Raw genomic sequence first — 13,834 nt, forward strand, 5'->3', positions numbered from 1 at the left:
GGTTCAGGCGCCGGTCAGGTCCAGGAGGACCTTGGGGGCGACGGGCCGGTCGTGGGCGAGGTCGAGGGCGGCCCGCGCCTCGGCGAGCGGGAAGGTGTGCGTCACGACGGCGACGTCGAACGGCCGTGTCCAGGCGACGTTTCCCGGGTCGTCCGCCCGTACGGTGGCGGTGGCCCCGGAGGCGGCGGCGATGCGCAGGGGCGGGTCGAGTAGGTGGCTGACGACGATCTCCGCCGCACCCTCGTGTGTGCAGTACGGCGGTGACCGGGCAGCCGATGGGGCCCGCTCCGGTGACCAGGACCCGCTTGCCCCTGACGTCGCCCGCGCGGTGCACGGCGTGCAGGGCGACTGACAGTGGCTCACCCAACACCTCACTTGTCAGGGCGAGTTGGGGCGACAGGGGGCGGATCTGCGACGCTGGCACAGTGACGATCTGAGCGAAGCCGCCCTGGACGTGCGGGGTGTGGGCGGCGCTGGCGAGGTAGCGGGCGTGGGCGCAGATGCTGCGGCGCCCCGCCACGCAGCACGGGCACCGGTCGCAGGGGGCATGCACATGGCCGACGATCTCGTGCCCGAGCGCCATCGGTTCCTGGAGGGCGACCGCGACGGTGACGTCGCCGGGCGCGGGTCCGGGGGCCCGGGGAGTGATCCTCAACCCGGAGACCTCCGGTCGCGTGGACGACGCAGGCTTGCATGGTGGTGGAGGTTCCTTCCAGTGAATGGCCCGGCCCGCACAGGGTATTGAGGTTCGAAATGCTGGGCCCGGTGCGGGTGTTGGGTGCGGACGGGCAGGAGGTGCCGCTCGGCCCACCGCAGCAGCGGGCCGTCCTGGCCGTCCTGCTCCTGCAAGAAGGGTGCTCGATCTCGTACGACGCTCTGGTCGACGCCGTCTGGGACAGTCAACCGCCGCGCTACGTACGGAACGTGGTGCAGAAGCGCGTCTCCGGGCTGCGTCGCTTCCTCGGCGACGCGGTCGACCTGACCCGTGCGGGCGGCGGATTGCGACTGACCGCGTGATCCCCCTTGTCCGCGCGGCCGGTTACCGGCCCCGCCCAGCTCAACAAAGGGTGAATGATGTGCGGATTCAAGGGGTTGTGGATGTTGCTGTGCGCCCGCAGTCAGCCGATCGCGTTCTTCAGTATCTGTAGCCCTGTATCAATGAGGGTCATGACAGCGGTGATATCCGCACAGCGCCTGGCGATACGACGCAGGGACGTGCGGGCCTCCTCGCGCCCCTCTTCGTCGGAGACATCCGTGGCAGCAGCCTCGTCCAGTTCGTGCACGGCCGCGTCGTACTCGGGGATGCTGTCGCGATGTTCGGCCAGCCCAGCCCGGATTCCCGCTATCACGGCGCCCCACTGCTCCTGCGTCGGAGAACCGGCGGAACCGATGTTGGTGTTGGCCGGAGGGCGGGAGCCGGCATGGTCTGCGACGTCTTCATCCGCACCCTGGAGGTGTCCGGTCGATGCCTGGCCTCGCGCAGGCGCTCGCGACGGTCGTTGCCGACTTGTGCAGCAGACTCCTCATCTGGGGCGAGCGCCATCCTCGCATTGCGCTCCGCCAGTCGGAGCTCCACTACGGCACCTGCTGTCGCCGCCAAGCGCTGCTACAAGCGGCACCCCAGCGCGGCGACCCCGAACCGCTTACCTGCACACAGGTCACCCCGCTGAGAACATGGAGGAAAGACCGCCTCGGCGGAGTCCCCGTGCATACGTGCCGTCTGAACTGTGCGGATGGGGTCTTCGGCAGGCACGGGGGCGATGTGGGAGTGCTCTGTCAATGAGCGCGGTCGTCTGTGGCCCGGGTCGATCGGCGTGCGGTTTGCTGGTGTCGCGTACCACCAGCCTCGGGCGGACGACCTCCTGCTGAGGGAGCAGGGGAGTCTTCGGTCCCTGCCTCATTCGCGTTGTCTGGGGGAGTGTTCGCCGATTCTGCCTTGGGGGCGAGACGCCTGTGCGGTTGCGTGCGTGGGGCGGTCGTTCGTGAGGGGCGTGTGCGATGTCGTCGAAGTTGGATCTTGACGTGGCTCATCGGGTGTGCGAAGTGGCGGCCTGCGGGTTCGTCGGTGGTTGAGGTCCGGGCACGGGGTGTGCGGGTGGTGCTGTCGGTCCGGTTGAACACGGCGGAAGTGGCGCGTCGTGAACGCGACGGTGTAGCGCCGGTATCGGACGGCGCGGCCCTGGACGGGCTGATGCAGCTGCCGGCGGCATGTGTGGCAGGTGGGCGGTATGGATGCGCTGGCGTCTTCGGCGCCCCGATCGTCTTGATCTGGCACTCATCGGGCCGCCGGAATGCGTCAGTACGCCGCGGACCATGACTGGCTCACCATCGTGCAACTGCCCTCCTACGCACCAGAACCGAAACCGTTGGAAGGTGTGTGGTCGCTGCTGCGGCGCGGACCGTTGGCCAATACCGCCTTCATCAACCATGAGCACTTCGAACGCGTCCTGCGCAGCGGACTGCGTCGCATCCAACGTCGTCCTGAACTTATCGATGGTGGGTGTAGCTCCTTTCAAGGGACAGGCTGAGCTGGACATTTGCCTGACCGGCCGGGCTGAGCACCGCATAGATCGTTTCGAAACCGGCAAGTCACGCTCGGGGCCGGGCCAAGATCGACTGCCTGGAAGCCAAGGATCGCGGCGATGCCCTCCTGGGGACCCGGCTCGATCACTCGGTCACGCGCCGAGCCGCAGTTCACGCAGGTAGGGCCGCCCCAGGAAGGAGCTGCACCCAACAGGGTTCGCGTTCACGGCGCGCGGGTTCGGCGGCGCCTCCACCGTCCTTACGCCGTGTCCTTGAAGTAATGGCCGTCCTCGATGTCCGCGATCAGCCCGGGGTGCGCGGGAACCCAGCCGAAGCGTTCTCGGGTCAGCGCGCTGGACGTCGGGTTGTCGAGCGACACCAGTGGGGCGAGAAGGCCGAAGTGGCCGCTCGCTTCCTCGGCCGTCAGACTCACCGCCGGAAGCTTCAACCGGCGGCCGATGGACTCGGCGATGTCCCGGAACCGCACACCCTCCTCCGCGACCGCGTGCACCGGAGTGCCGGGCGGGGCGGATTCCACGGCCAGCCGGAACAGGACCGCGGCATCCCGCCGGTGCACCGACGACCAGCGGTTCGCGCCCTCGCCGACAAAGGCCGAGACACCCTTCGCGCGAGCGATACCGATCAGCATCGAGACGAACCCGCGCGCGTCCCCCCGACCGTGCACGGTCGGCGCCAGCCGTACCGACGACGAGCGCACCCCGCGCCCGCCCAGGGCCAGAACGTACGTCTCAACCGGGAGCCGCAGGCCGGTGACGGCATTGGGAACAGCCGGGGTCTCCTCGGTCAGCACCTGTCCCGGCGTGCGGCCGATGACCCCCGAGGTGACCACGAAGGGCTTGCCGGTCTGCTCCAACTCCGAACCGATCGCCTCCACAGCATTCAACTCGACCCGCGCACGAGCGGCAGAGTCGGTGGTCTCGGAGATGTGCTGGTTGGCGGCGAAGACCACACCGTCCGCCTTCGCCGCGCCGGCGCGCAAGCTGTCCAGGTCACCGAGGTCACCACGGTGCACCGCAATGCCTGCCCTGGCCAGAGTCGCGGCTGAGGCATCGGAACGGGCGAGACCCACGACCTCGTGGCCGGCTTGCAGCAACTCACTCACGATGGCCGATCCGACGTACCCGGTTGCCCCTGCGACGAAAATACGCACGATGAGAATCCCCCGATGATTTCAAGTGGCCCGCCGCACGGCGCCGGGTTCGTACCTTGACGGTAGAAGCGGCAGGAGCACGGCGTCCAAGACCTGTTCCGCACCACGCGATACGGATCAGGTATCACGATTACGATGCAGGAGTGCCCACAGCCCACGTACCCCCGGTCGACTTCGACCTTCGCCTGGTGCGGTACTTCACAGTCGTGGCCGAGCACGGCAACTTCCGCCGCGCAGCGGCCGAACTGCGGCTGGCGCAACCGTCGTTGAGTCGCCAGATCCAGAGCCTCGAAAAGCGGTTGGGCGTCCGCCTGCTCGACCGCACCACCAGGGGCTGCCGCCTCACCGCGGCCGGACAGGAGTTCCTGCCCCAGGCGGAAGCACTTCTGCGCTCCGCGGAACTGGCCGCGACGACGACCCGCGCCGCAGCGGCATCCGGCGCCGTCACCATCGGGTACGTGGGCGGACTCATCATCACCCCCGCAGTACGCGAACTGCGCAGCCGCCACCCTCACGCCCAAGTCACCACGCTGCACCTGGACTGGAGCGATGTCCACACGGCCCTGCTCGACCACCGCGTGGACGCGGTCATCGCCCGAGAGCCGTTCCCGACCGACCGGCTGCGGGTGACGCCCCTGTACCAGGAGCCCCGGGTGCTCCTGATGCCGACAACGCACCGCCTCGCGGGCAGGGAGTCGGTCACCCTCGACGACTTCGCCGACGAACCCCTCATCCGCTACCCGGACCCCGCCTACGACGCCTTCTGGCGCATCGACCCCCGACCGGACGGACGCCCGGCACCCGACGGCCCGCTGGTCGCGGCGCACGCGGACAAACTCGAATCCATCGCCGGCGGCCAGGCCATCGCCCTGGCACCGGCCGCCGACGGGAACAGCACGCCCAGGAACGATCTGACGACCGTTCCCGTCCAAGGAATCGAACCGTGCGACGTGGTGATCGCCACCCGCACCCGCGAGCGCAACCGCCTGGTGCCGGCCTTCCTCGAAACAGCCCGATCGCATCTCACCGGTCGCGACATACCCCGAAGGGCGTAGCTCCTTTCAAGGGGCGGCCCTACCTGCGTGAACTGCGGCTTGGCGCGTGACCGGGTGATCGAGCCGGGTCCCCAGGAGGGCATCGCCGCGATCCTTGGCTTCCAGGCAGTCGATCTTGGCCCGGCCCCCAGCGTGACTTGCCGGTTTCGAAACGATCTATGCGGTGCTCGGCCCGGCCGGTCAGGCAAATGCCCAGCTCAGCCTGTCCCTTGAAGGAGCTGCACCCATCGATGGTTGTCTCGCCGGCACCGGATTCAGCCTTACCCACCACCCGACAACACCCCGAAAAGGTCAATAACCGCGGGCCTCACGGCCCGAGCGGCAACAGGGACAGGGGATGACAAGGGACAGGGGATGACAGTGGTCCGGGGAGAGGACCGAGCCAGGCAGCAGGGTGGGTGAGGGTGTGTCAGTCGTGCTTCCGGTCATCGACTTGCTTGAAACGGCACCCGATGCTGTTGTCCGGGTCGTCTCCTGGGGTCTGCAGGAGGATCAACCGGTCATCCCCCTGCAACAGGGTCAACGATTCCCGGGCTTTGTCCGTCTCCACCTCGACATACTGCTTGCCGTCCACTGTCTCCAGCGTCCAGCTCCCCTGGCCGTCCTCTCTGCCGGTGATGCGGGATTCACTCACGCTGTAGCCCGTCGCCCAGTGTTTCCACCGGGCCGAACCGCTCTTCTCCAACACGAGAGAGGAATCGCACGACCCGTCGGCATGCCAATGGCCCACGAGGTCGGAGCGGTTGACGTCTTCTGCTTCGGGCTCCGGGGAGCATCCGGCGACAAGGCCAGCGGCGAGGCAGAGGAGGATCGTGGCTGCCAAACGATGTTGCATTCATGCCCCCCGGCTTCATGTCTGCGGCAGACGATATACCTCGGCCAGAGGCGCCCTGACCTGCCCCATGTCCTGGGTTCCAGTTCTGGTGGCCAACTGACGGCCCTTCACGGAAGGCCGACAGTCATGCCTCGTCCCTGTCCTCCGGAGTTCCGGGCACGTGCCATCTCGCACTGGTCCGCGCTGGCAAGCAGGCCAAGCTGGCCGACTTCCTGGTCGCCGAGGGGATGGTCGACGACATCAGCCACGAGGGCCTGCGGGTCCTGCTCCGAAGGAGGGCGTCTCCTTTCAACGCGTGAAGACCTGGAAGGCCTCCCGAGACCCTGAGTACGCGGCGAAGAAGGCCCGGGTCGAGCACATCTATGTGATCGTCGACGGCGAGGTCATACCCGAGCCAGATGAGGCCGGGGTCGCCTTCTGCCTGGACGAGTTCGGCCCGATCAACCTCCAGCCCGACCCAGTCCGGCGAGCCGCCGTAATTCACACGCCCCGTCCTGGCCCCCACTCCCCAGGTCACCGCGGTCACGGCCGTCGAAGATCTGGACGAGCTGATGGACAGTGCCAAGTGCTCGTGCAACGCGGGGGACGACAACCCGCACTGACCTGGTCAGCGCGTGAACCGGTCGTGAGCGAACAGGCCCTGACGGGAAGCCTGTTAGGGCCTGCGACACGTGTGCCCGCTGAGTAGCGTGCAGGCATGCATTTCGACTGGGGCCGGATTGACTCCGTGATGCCTGTCCCGTATGTGCCGACACTGGGCCCCGTACGACCGCAGGACCCGATCCCCGACCTCTTCGAGGCCGTCGTCGAGGCCGCCGGGACCGGCCGGTTCCTCCCCTATGACAAGGACCGCCGCTGGTCCGAGACCAAGGCCGAACGCCTCCTGGTCGACGACATCGAGCACACCGCGCACCACACCCTGATCCCCACGCTCCTGGAGCGCGGCACAGGCACGGTGAAGGTTCACGTCTACGGGACCGGGGACAGCAGCCTGTCCGCCGGCGCCGACCTCGCGGGCAGGCTCGCCCCCGTCCACGGTGCGGGCAAGGCCCGCGTGGTCTGGTTCCGCGGCCCCGACGAGCCCGAGAACCGCGCCCACAGTGGCGCCACTCGGGTGCAGCTCAAGGACTTCACCGGTGGCCCCGGTGCGGCACCCCAAGTGCCTGTGCGGGACTCCAAGGAGTTGATCGACGAGGCCGGATTCGACGTGTTCGCCGAGGAAATGGCGGCGGACGGCTTCGCGTTCCTCTACGAGCAGATGCGGGCCGGCGCGGTCGGCCCGGTCCTCACCGTGCTGCACGACGGCCGCGTGGCCGGGGCCATCGGTCCGATGGAGACCATGACCGACGCGACGGGCGCGCTGCGGCTACTGCCGCAGTACTTCGGTGTCCTGCCGCAGTACCGTGGCCATGGCTACGGCCGGGCTTTGTGGCGGGCCGCGATGCTGTGGGGGCATCAACAGGGCGCCGAGTACCAGCTGTTGCAGACCGAGGTGGGCGGTGCGTCCGACCGGCTGTGCATCAGCGAGGGCCTGCAGCCCCTCGGCTTCGTCAACCAGACGTCCGTGTGAGCTGTGCTGGTCCGGCACCGGACCAGCACACCGGACCTCGTGAGCAACGGCCGGTGCCGCCGAACGAACCGTGGGATCCCTGGTCGCTGCCCAACAACCCCGTTCTCAAAGCTCTTGTACGAGGGCGGTTCCGCTCTTGTCCGGCACGACGGTGTGGTGGTCGCGTTCCATTCGCGATCAGCCAGGGGGCCCGCTCATGGCGCCACTTGCACTCAGCACACTCATGCTCTGTACCGCGTTCGCCGGGGCCGGACCGTATGCCCTGGCCGATGTGCGGCTGTGCTTCACGGCGGGCAGCGGCCGCCATCGCAGGGGCGGCGCCCGCCATGCCGCGCGGGGAGTCCGGCGATGAACGGCAAGCCGCCGCTGCCGCGCCGGGTCGGGCGCCGACCGGTGACCGTGTGTCGGTGGACCGACGGCACCGCCGACGCCGCCGCGCTTGCCCGGAGCGCGTTGCGGCAGATGCTGGTGCCGCTGAGGTTCGGTGAGGAGCAGGTCGACGATGTCGTGCTCGCCGTCTCCGAACTCGTCGCCAACGCCACCGAACACGCGCCGGGCCCTTACGTGTTGCGGCTACGCCGCACCGGAACCGAGTACGTCTGCGAGGTCGAGGACACCGACCCGCACGCCCCGAAGGTGCCGGGCTTTCCCGCTGCCGTGCCTTTCGAGCCCGGGGCCGACGCGCGGGGCGGTGGTCTTGATGCGCTGTTGGCGGTGCTCGGCGAACGCGGGCGAGGACTGCACATCGTCGATGAACTGACCTGCGGGGCCTGGGGCTTCACCGTGCGGGAAGGGGTGAAGGTGGCGTGGGTGGCTTTCCCCTGCCCGGCGCCGCGCATCCGGTGGGGATGTCCGCGGGGCCGGGTGCGTGACGGGGGTTCGTTGCGGGGTGACGATCCGGCGTGACACTGGGGAAGGGCCAGGGGTGGGCTTCCGGTTATCGGCGGGACGTGTTGTCCCGCCTTCAATGATCTGGTCTCCGTCTCAGATGAGTTGGTCTGATTCGCCTGCGGGCGCAGGTGATCCGGTCGCTGATGGCAGCCGCTCGAAGCGCCGGAAAACCGGTGGAGGCGTCGGAGTATGAGTCCGTACCGTCCGTGGGATGACCTATCTGAGCCCCCTGGGATATCTGCTGGGCGTCGAGGGTGCTGCTCTGCTGCGTGGGATCAGGGAGGGGAGGGCAGACCGGGCGTTCGTCGAGGCCCGGATCGCCGAGATCCGCACGCTGCTGGAGGTGCCCGCCCTTGCGCAGGCCGAGGGAGTCACGGCGAGTGAGGGAACGATCAGCGCAGCCGACGTCTACCAGGAGTGGGCGCCGCACTATGACGCTCCCGGCAACCAGATGATCGACGTCGAGCAGCCCGTTGTCCGGCGCATCCTGGACGGCCTGCCCGTCGGCACGGCGTTGGACGCGGCCTGCGGGACCGGCCGCCACACCGTCTACCTGCATGAACTCGGCCACGACGTGATCGGTGTCGACGCCTCACCCGAAATGCTCGCCCAGGCCCGCAACAGCCTGCCAGATGTGGACTTTCACGAGGCCGAGCTGCACCAGCTGCCGCTTCCCGACAACGCGGTCGACACGGTCGTCTGCGCGCTCGCCCTGACTCACGTCCCCGATCTGGCCGCCGTGCTGGCCGAGTTCGCGCGCGTTCTGCGCCCTGGCGGGAACCTTGTGATCTCGGATGCCCACCTGCTGGTGTCCTACCTCCGGCCGACACGGGCCCGTCGCCCCGGCCCGGACGGCCGCCCGTCCCTCCTCACCGAGTACCACCGCCCGCTCAGCGCCTACCTCGCCGCAGCCCTTCCGCTGGGCTTCCAGGTCCGGCATTGCGAGGAACCCCGCCGCCCGCGCCACTCCCTGGACTCCGCCACCGCCCCGGACCCACTCCCGACCTACATGTCCTGGGACCTGTTGCACTGGTGCTCGGACGCGTCGGCCGCGGCCTTGGACGATTCCCCGATCGTGGTCATCTGGCACTTCCAACTCGACAGCAACGGGAAGAGCTGAGCTCGTTCGAAACAGCAGAGTCGGACCAGCGAAACAGCAGAGCCGGACCAGATCAGCCGAGACAGCGTCCGCCACCATCCAGCCGGCACCAACATCATCCGAGATTGCTGGCATCCCCCTGAAAGCGCGGGTGTTGGGCAAAGTCCGCAGGTGCATCCCCGACTACCTGCTGCTGACGGGGGAGGGCCCGCTGCTTGTCGATGTGAAGCCGAGGCGTCGGACGGGGCCCGGCTTTCGGGCACGCCGTTGTACGTGGGATCAGCTGAGCGGCTTCTCCAGTACTGCCTTGCGGTGGCTGAACGTCTCGATCGAGTAGCGGCCGTGGTAACTGCCCATGCCGCTCTCGCCGACCCCGCCGAACGGGAGGTCGGAGACGGTCAGATGGGCGAGCGGCAGACCGAAGCCCAGGCCGCCGGACGAGGTCTCGGCTGCGAGCCGCTGCCGAGTGGTGTCCGAGTCGGTGAAGACGTACAGGGCGAGCGGCTTGTCGCGGTCGTTGATGAAATCGATGGCCGCGCCGAGGTCCGTCGTCGTGACGATCGGGAGGATCGGGCCGAAGATCTCCTCCGCCATGACGGGCGACTTGGGGTCGACGTCGGTCAGGACGGTCGGCGCGATGTACTTGACGGTGCGGTCGCTGTCGCCGCCGGTGACCGTACGGCCCGAGTCGAGCAGCGCGCTGAGCCGGTCGAAGTGCCGCTCGTTGATGATCCGTCCGAACTCGGTGGACGTCTTCGGATCGGCGCCGAAGACCGCCTCGACGGCCCGGGTGAGCGCGGGCTCCAGCGCGCGGGCGGTCTCGGGGTCGGTCAGGACGTAGTCGGGTGCGACGCAAGTCTGCCCGGCGTTGAGGAACTTGCCGCGGACCAGACGGTCGGCGACGACGCCCAGGTCGGTGCCGCGGTCGACGAACGCCGGGGACTTGCCGCCCAGTTCGAGGGCTACGGGGGTGAGGTGTTCCGCGGCGGCACGCATCACAATGCGGCCCACCGCGCCGTTGCCGGTGTAGAAGATGTGGTCGAAGCGCTCGGCCAGCAGGGCGGTGGTCTCGGGGATGGCGCCTTCGACGACGGCGACCGCGTCGGTGTCGAGGTACTGCGGCAGCAGCCTGGCAAGAACGGTGGACGTGGCGGGGGCCAGTTCGCTGGGCTTGGCGACCACCGCATTGCCTGCGGCGAGTGCGCCGAGGAGCGGGGTGAGCAGGAGCTGCACCGGATAGTTCCAGGGGGCGATGACCAGGACGACGCCGAGGGGGTCGTACTGCGTCCAGGCCGTCGCGTCGTCGCCGAGGTGCTGCGGGACCGGGGCGGGTTCGGGGCGCAGCCAGGCGTCGAGGTGGTCGAGCGTGTGGTCGATCTCGCGCACGGTGAAGTCGATCTCCGTGCGGAAGGCCTCGGTGGAGCTTTTGCCGAGGTCCGCGTGGAGGGCGGCGGCGATGTCCTGGCCGTGCGTGGTGAGCAGCTCGCGCAGTCGGTGCAGCTGGGTCGTACGCCAGGCGACGGGCTTGGTGCGACCCGAGTGGAAGGTCGCTCGCAGCCGGGAGACGACGTCTGCGGGCTGTTCGGGGGTGGAGTGGTTCACGGTGCCTCGCTGGTCGGGCGCGGACGGGTGGGGCGGCCGCGCGACGTACTCGATAGCTGGACGTACAGCCGCATGTGCGGCTGGATGTATATGCCAACCTTTCAAGTGTCTCAATAAATTCCGGAAATTCCGGGCGAACAGAGGCACTCTCCGTGAGGTTGGGAGTGGGGTCCAAGCGCCACGCGAAGGTCTACGAAGCCGAAGCCGAGTGATCCCTCTGAACCAAACTGTGCGGCAGGCGGATCTGGAGCGCACTCGCGCGGGCTCGACGACTCGGTTCAACGGTTCCGTGCGGACGTTGATGCGAGAGCCGGCGAGCCCGGGAATGCCGAGCCCTGCTGACCGATGCCGCCGGTCCACGATCCGGTCCAGAGCGGCCGTCGGTGCTCAGCTGTGGCGGGGGAGCCAGACAGGAGCGCTGCTGCCGCGCGGAAGCAGGACGTCACGGAAGCGGCCGGGAGTCCTGGACATGACGACCTGGTCGGTGACGCCCTGGTAGTGGCCGCAGGGGGTCTGGGCGGTGAAGGTGTCCGGGTCGAGGTAGGCGTGCGGCGATTCGGGGTCGGGGCTGAGGGCGACCTCGTGGGCGTAGTCGCGGTCGAAGACGCCGAGGCTGAGGATCCAGCTGGCGATGCGGGTGAGGTTGAGGGTGACGCGGTAGCTGCCGCCTTCGGTGGCACGGCGCATCAGTGCGGCGAGCGCGCCGGTGGTGGCCAGCCAGGAGAGCACGTAGTCGTTGACGACGTTGATGTACGGCAGCGCCGGAGTGCTGGTCGGCCCGGCCGCGATGCCGTCCGCGCCCTCCATCAGCATGATGCCGCTGAGCGCGCCGGCGGTCTGGTCGAAGCCCACGCGGTGGGCCCATGGGCCGGTCTCGCCGGCGAGCGAGATGCTCACGTGGATGATGCCGGGCCGGACGGCCGCGGCTTCCTCGGCGCTCAGGCCGATCTGCTCCAGGTAGCCGGGGCGGCGGTTGGCGTAGAAGACGTCGGCGTCGCGCAGCAGTTCGCGGATCTTCGCCCGTCCCTCAGGACCGTAGGGGTCGAGAGTGGTGGAGCGGACGCCGACGTTGGCGGTGTTGTACGTGGAGTCGTGCTCCAGCTCGTTGGGGCGCCAGATATTCAGCACGTCGGCGCCGTGCTGGGCCAGGTCCCTGCCCACCCCCGCGCCCGCGATGACGTGGCCCATGCCCAGGGCGCGTACACCCGAGAGCGGCTGGTCGGCGGCGCTGGACAGGGGTTCGGGCGCGCTGTCGCCGATCTTCTCGATCTTGATGAGCGGATCCTGGGCGATGTGCTCGTACGCCGGTTCCTTGAGGAACTCCTCGGTGGTGAGCAGCATCGGCATGACCACGCCGGCCTCCTGGCCTGCCTGCGCCAGATCGGCGGCGTTCCACTGGGAGACGGCGTCCGCGACGGCCTCCTTCTCGGGCCAGGTGCGCAGCAGCTTGTAGACCGCGTTCTTGATCTTCGGGTAGGGGTTGAGCGGCATGACCCAGCGGCTGTCGCGTGCCTGGTAGAAGCCGAAGCCGAGAGGGTTGACCGGGTCCGACGGCGCGCCGCCGGGGTAGCCGTTGAGCAGCTCCCACTTCTTGTCGTAGAAGGGGCACAGTCGGTGCGGGGCCTTGCGCAGGTCCATCGTGATGTCCTGGCCCTCGCCGCCACGCTGGCGCCAGAGCGCCGCCAGGGCAACGGACTTGGCGGTCATGCCCAGGGCGGGGACGGCTCCCAGGCGCATGATGCTCGGGACGATCGGGTCGCTGCCGATGAAGGTGATCTCTCCGCCGCTGTCCTCGGGGCGGAGGCCGGCCGGGGAGAGGACCTCGCGCAGGGCCTGGTGGATGTCGAAGTCGTCCTCGTGGGCGATCGGGTTGGCGATGGCCTTCTTGATGCGGCCGGTGAGTTCTTCAGCGCTCATGAGCGGGACAGCCTTTGCGGTGGGGCGGGGGTGTCTGCGGTGGGGTGGGAGGAGGGTGGGCCGGATCAGTCGTCGAAGCTGTCGCCGGGGGCGCGCATGAGGGCGATCTGCTTGAGCTTCGCTCGCCCGGTACGACCTCCACCAGCGGCACCAGGTGCGGCGGGTCGAAGGGGTGGCCGACGACGAGCCGCAGCGGCTCCGGCACGACCCGCTCCAGGACCTCGGGATCCGTCCGGTACGTGATGTTCAGGTACTCGCGGTCCGTGAACCGGTACGCACCCGCCGGGAAGGCCGGGGCATCCAGTGGTGTCGTCGGTGCACGGACGACGTCCTCGGCTCGCACAGCTCTCGCCTGCCTTTCCTGCCACGTCGGGGTAGAGAGGTGTTCACTCACAAAATGCCGCACACGTCTGGGCCGGTCATCCCGAGCGGGCGATCGAGGCGGGGCAACCCTCTTCAGTTGTAAAATGCAACAGAAATACTGTAAGTACTGGCATCTTGTGTTGCAAATTGCAACCCTGCGGCGCTCCGTAGGCCGCATCGCGCGCACGAAGCCGTCGGCCACGGACCGGCCGGACGGCACCGCCAGGACGGTGGCGATGCCGGGGGATCTTGCCAAGAGCCTCGGGGCCGAAATGGTCGCTTCGCTGGAGGACGAGGGAACCTTCGACGTGCTCATGGAATGCACAGGTGTACAGCAGGTCCGCCACGACGGATGCCTGTATGTCCGGCCCGGGGGCCGCGCAGTCTTCATCGGTGTCGGACACCAAGACGCCGGCGTGCCCATGCCGGCAGTCATCGAGAGCGAGGTGGAGATCCGCGGCGTCATGCGGTACCGCTTCACCTGGCCCACCGTCATCGCCGGTCTCCGCGACGGCCGCTTCCAGGCGGACGACCTCGTCACTCGCACACTTCCGTTGGAAGAGGCACACCTGGCATGGACGCAGGCCCCTCAGGGGCCGGACGTGAAGACCATCATCCGGGTGGGCACGCAGCCGTAGGCTCCGGCATCTGGTGCGGAGGGCGTCGGTGCCCTGAACGTCCTCAGGTGTGTTGACCGTCCTCCCGTCAGTGACGTGCGGGTTCGGAATGCGCTCGAGATGTTGGGGGCACCATGCGGCGCGGGTACGAGCGTGATCAGGTGGCAGAGTCGCTGAGGTACTCCCACACC

At 68.6% G+C, this 13,834-nt stretch carries 12 protein-coding genes and 3 pseudogenes; 8 read left to right on the forward strand and 7 right to left on the reverse strand.

Annotated elements, in window-relative coordinates:
• Positions 1-3 precede the first annotated feature (3 nt).
• Complete coding sequence (locus tag OG746_RS38240) at positions 4-363, reverse strand: MDR/zinc-dependent alcohol dehydrogenase-like family protein (RefSeq protein ID WP_266723141.1); 360 nt, start codon at positions 361-363, stop codon at positions 4-6.
• A gap of 390 nt (positions 364-753) precedes the next feature.
• Between OG746_RS38240 and OG746_RS38250 the strand changes: the two genes are divergently transcribed.
• Positions 754-1,017 (forward strand): AfsR/SARP family transcriptional regulator, encoded by a 264-nt coding sequence (locus OG746_RS38250; protein WP_266723143.1) that lies wholly within the window; start codon positions 754-756, stop codon positions 1,015-1,017.
• A gap of 101 nt (positions 1,018-1,118) precedes the next feature.
• On the opposite strand, the gene OG746_RS38255 is transcribed toward OG746_RS38250, so the two are convergent.
• Positions 1,119-1,349, reverse strand: a complete 231-nt coding sequence (locus tag OG746_RS38255) for a hypothetical protein (protein ID WP_266723144.1) — start codon at positions 1,347-1,349, stop codon at positions 1,119-1,121.
• A 927-nt stretch (positions 1,350-2,276) separates the two neighbouring features.
• On the opposite strand from OG746_RS38255, the pseudogene OG746_RS45725 reads away from it, so the two are divergent.
• A pseudogene (locus tag OG746_RS45725) lies at positions 2,277-2,528 on the forward strand (IS630 family transposase); the annotation flags it as partial.
• Positions 2,529-2,782: 254 nt separating this feature from the next.
• On the opposite strand, the gene OG746_RS38265 reads toward OG746_RS45725, so the two are convergent.
• Positions 2,783-3,694, reverse strand: coding sequence for an SDR family oxidoreductase (locus OG746_RS38265; RefSeq protein ID WP_266723146.1), 912 nt, complete (start codon positions 3,692-3,694; stop codon positions 2,783-2,785).
• Between the two features lie 143 nt (positions 3,695-3,837).
• On the opposite strand from OG746_RS38265, the gene OG746_RS38270 reads away from it, so the two are divergent.
• Positions 3,838-4,749, forward strand: a complete 912-nt coding sequence (locus tag OG746_RS38270) for a LysR family transcriptional regulator (RefSeq protein WP_266723148.1) — start codon at positions 3,838-3,840, stop codon at positions 4,747-4,749.
• Positions 4,750-5,158: 409 nt separating this feature from the next.
• Here the strand turns inward: OG746_RS38270 and OG746_RS38275 are convergent, their stop codons facing one another.
• The gene (locus OG746_RS38275) at positions 5,159-5,572 is read right to left on the reverse strand and encodes a hypothetical protein (RefSeq protein WP_266723150.1); all 414 of its coding nucleotides are present in this window, start codon (positions 5,570-5,572) and stop codon (positions 5,159-5,161) included.
• A 206-nt stretch (positions 5,573-5,778) separates the two neighbouring features.
• Between OG746_RS38275 and OG746_RS38280 the strand changes: the two are divergent.
• The 4 genes and pseudogenes from OG746_RS38280 to OG746_RS38295 all read left to right on the forward strand — a co-directional run.
• Positions 5,779-6,122: pseudogene (locus OG746_RS38280) on the forward strand (IS630 family transposase); the annotation flags it as partial.
• A gap of 159 nt (positions 6,123-6,281) precedes the next feature.
• A complete protein-coding gene (locus OG746_RS38285) occupies positions 6,282-7,154 on the forward strand; it encodes a GNAT family N-acetyltransferase (protein WP_266723152.1) in 873 nt (290 codons plus the stop codon).
• Between the two features lie 348 nt (positions 7,155-7,502).
• Complete coding sequence (locus OG746_RS38290; RefSeq protein WP_266723154.1) at positions 7,503-8,060, forward strand: ATP-binding protein; 558 nt, start codon at positions 7,503-7,505, stop codon at positions 8,058-8,060.
• Positions 8,061-8,256: 196 nt separating this feature from the next.
• The gene (locus tag OG746_RS38295) at positions 8,257-9,165 is read left to right on the forward strand and encodes a class I SAM-dependent methyltransferase (RefSeq protein ID WP_266723156.1); all 909 of its coding nucleotides are present in this window, start codon (positions 8,257-8,259) and stop codon (positions 9,163-9,165) included.
• Positions 9,166-9,423: 258 nt separating this feature from the next.
• On the opposite strand, the gene OG746_RS38300 is transcribed toward OG746_RS38295, so the two are convergent.
• The 3 genes and pseudogenes from OG746_RS38300 to OG746_RS38310 form a co-directional block, all read right to left on the reverse strand.
• Positions 9,424-10,800, reverse strand: coding sequence for an aldehyde dehydrogenase family protein (locus OG746_RS38300; RefSeq protein WP_266725672.1), 1,377 nt, complete (start codon positions 10,798-10,800; stop codon positions 9,424-9,426).
• Between the two features lie 333 nt (positions 10,801-11,133).
• Positions 11,134-12,663 (reverse strand): CoA transferase, encoded by a 1,530-nt coding sequence (locus tag OG746_RS38305; protein WP_266723158.1) that lies wholly within the window; start codon positions 12,661-12,663, stop codon positions 11,134-11,136.
• 115 nt (positions 12,664-12,778) lie between these two features.
• Positions 12,779-13,006 (reverse strand): annotated as a pseudogene (locus OG746_RS38310) (acetoacetate decarboxylase family protein); the annotation flags it as partial.
• Between the two features lie 124 nt (positions 13,007-13,130).
• On the opposite strand from OG746_RS38310, the gene OG746_RS38315 reads away from it, so the two are divergent.
• Entirely contained in the window at positions 13,131-13,664 is a 534-nt protein-coding gene (locus tag OG746_RS38315; protein WP_266723160.1) for a zinc-binding dehydrogenase, read from the forward strand.
• Positions 13,665-13,834 lie beyond the last annotated feature (170 nt).

Origin of the sequence: Streptomyces sp. NBC_01016, from assembly GCF_026341035.1 — a bacterium.
In the GTDB taxonomy this organism is placed as follows: domain Bacteria; phylum Actinomycetota; class Actinomycetes; order Streptomycetales; family Streptomycetaceae; genus Streptomyces.

Excerpts from the sequence above, each read along its gene's own strand:
- OG746_RS38250 (WP_266723143.1), top strand. The coding sequence starts at position 754 with ATGCTGGGCCCGGTGCGGGTGTTGGGTGCGGACGGGCAGGAGGTGCCG.
- OG746_RS38285 (WP_266723152.1), top strand. The coding sequence starts at position 6,282 with ATGCATTTCGACTGGGGCCGGATTGACTCCGTGATGCCTGTCCCGTAT.
- OG746_RS38290 (WP_266723154.1), top strand. The coding sequence starts at position 7,503 with ATGAACGGCAAGCCGCCGCTGCCGCGCCGGGTCGGGCGCCGACCGGTG.
- OG746_RS38295 (WP_266723156.1), top strand. The coding sequence starts at position 8,257 with ATGACCTATCTGAGCCCCCTGGGATATCTGCTGGGCGTCGAGGGTGCT.
- OG746_RS38305 (WP_266723158.1), bottom strand. The coding sequence starts at position 12,663 with ATGAGCGCTGAAGAACTCACCGGCCGCATCAAGAAGGCCATCGCCAAC.
- OG746_RS38315 (WP_266723160.1), top strand. The coding sequence starts at position 13,131 with ATGCAACAGAAATACTGTAAGTACTGGCATCTTGTGTTGCAAATTGCA.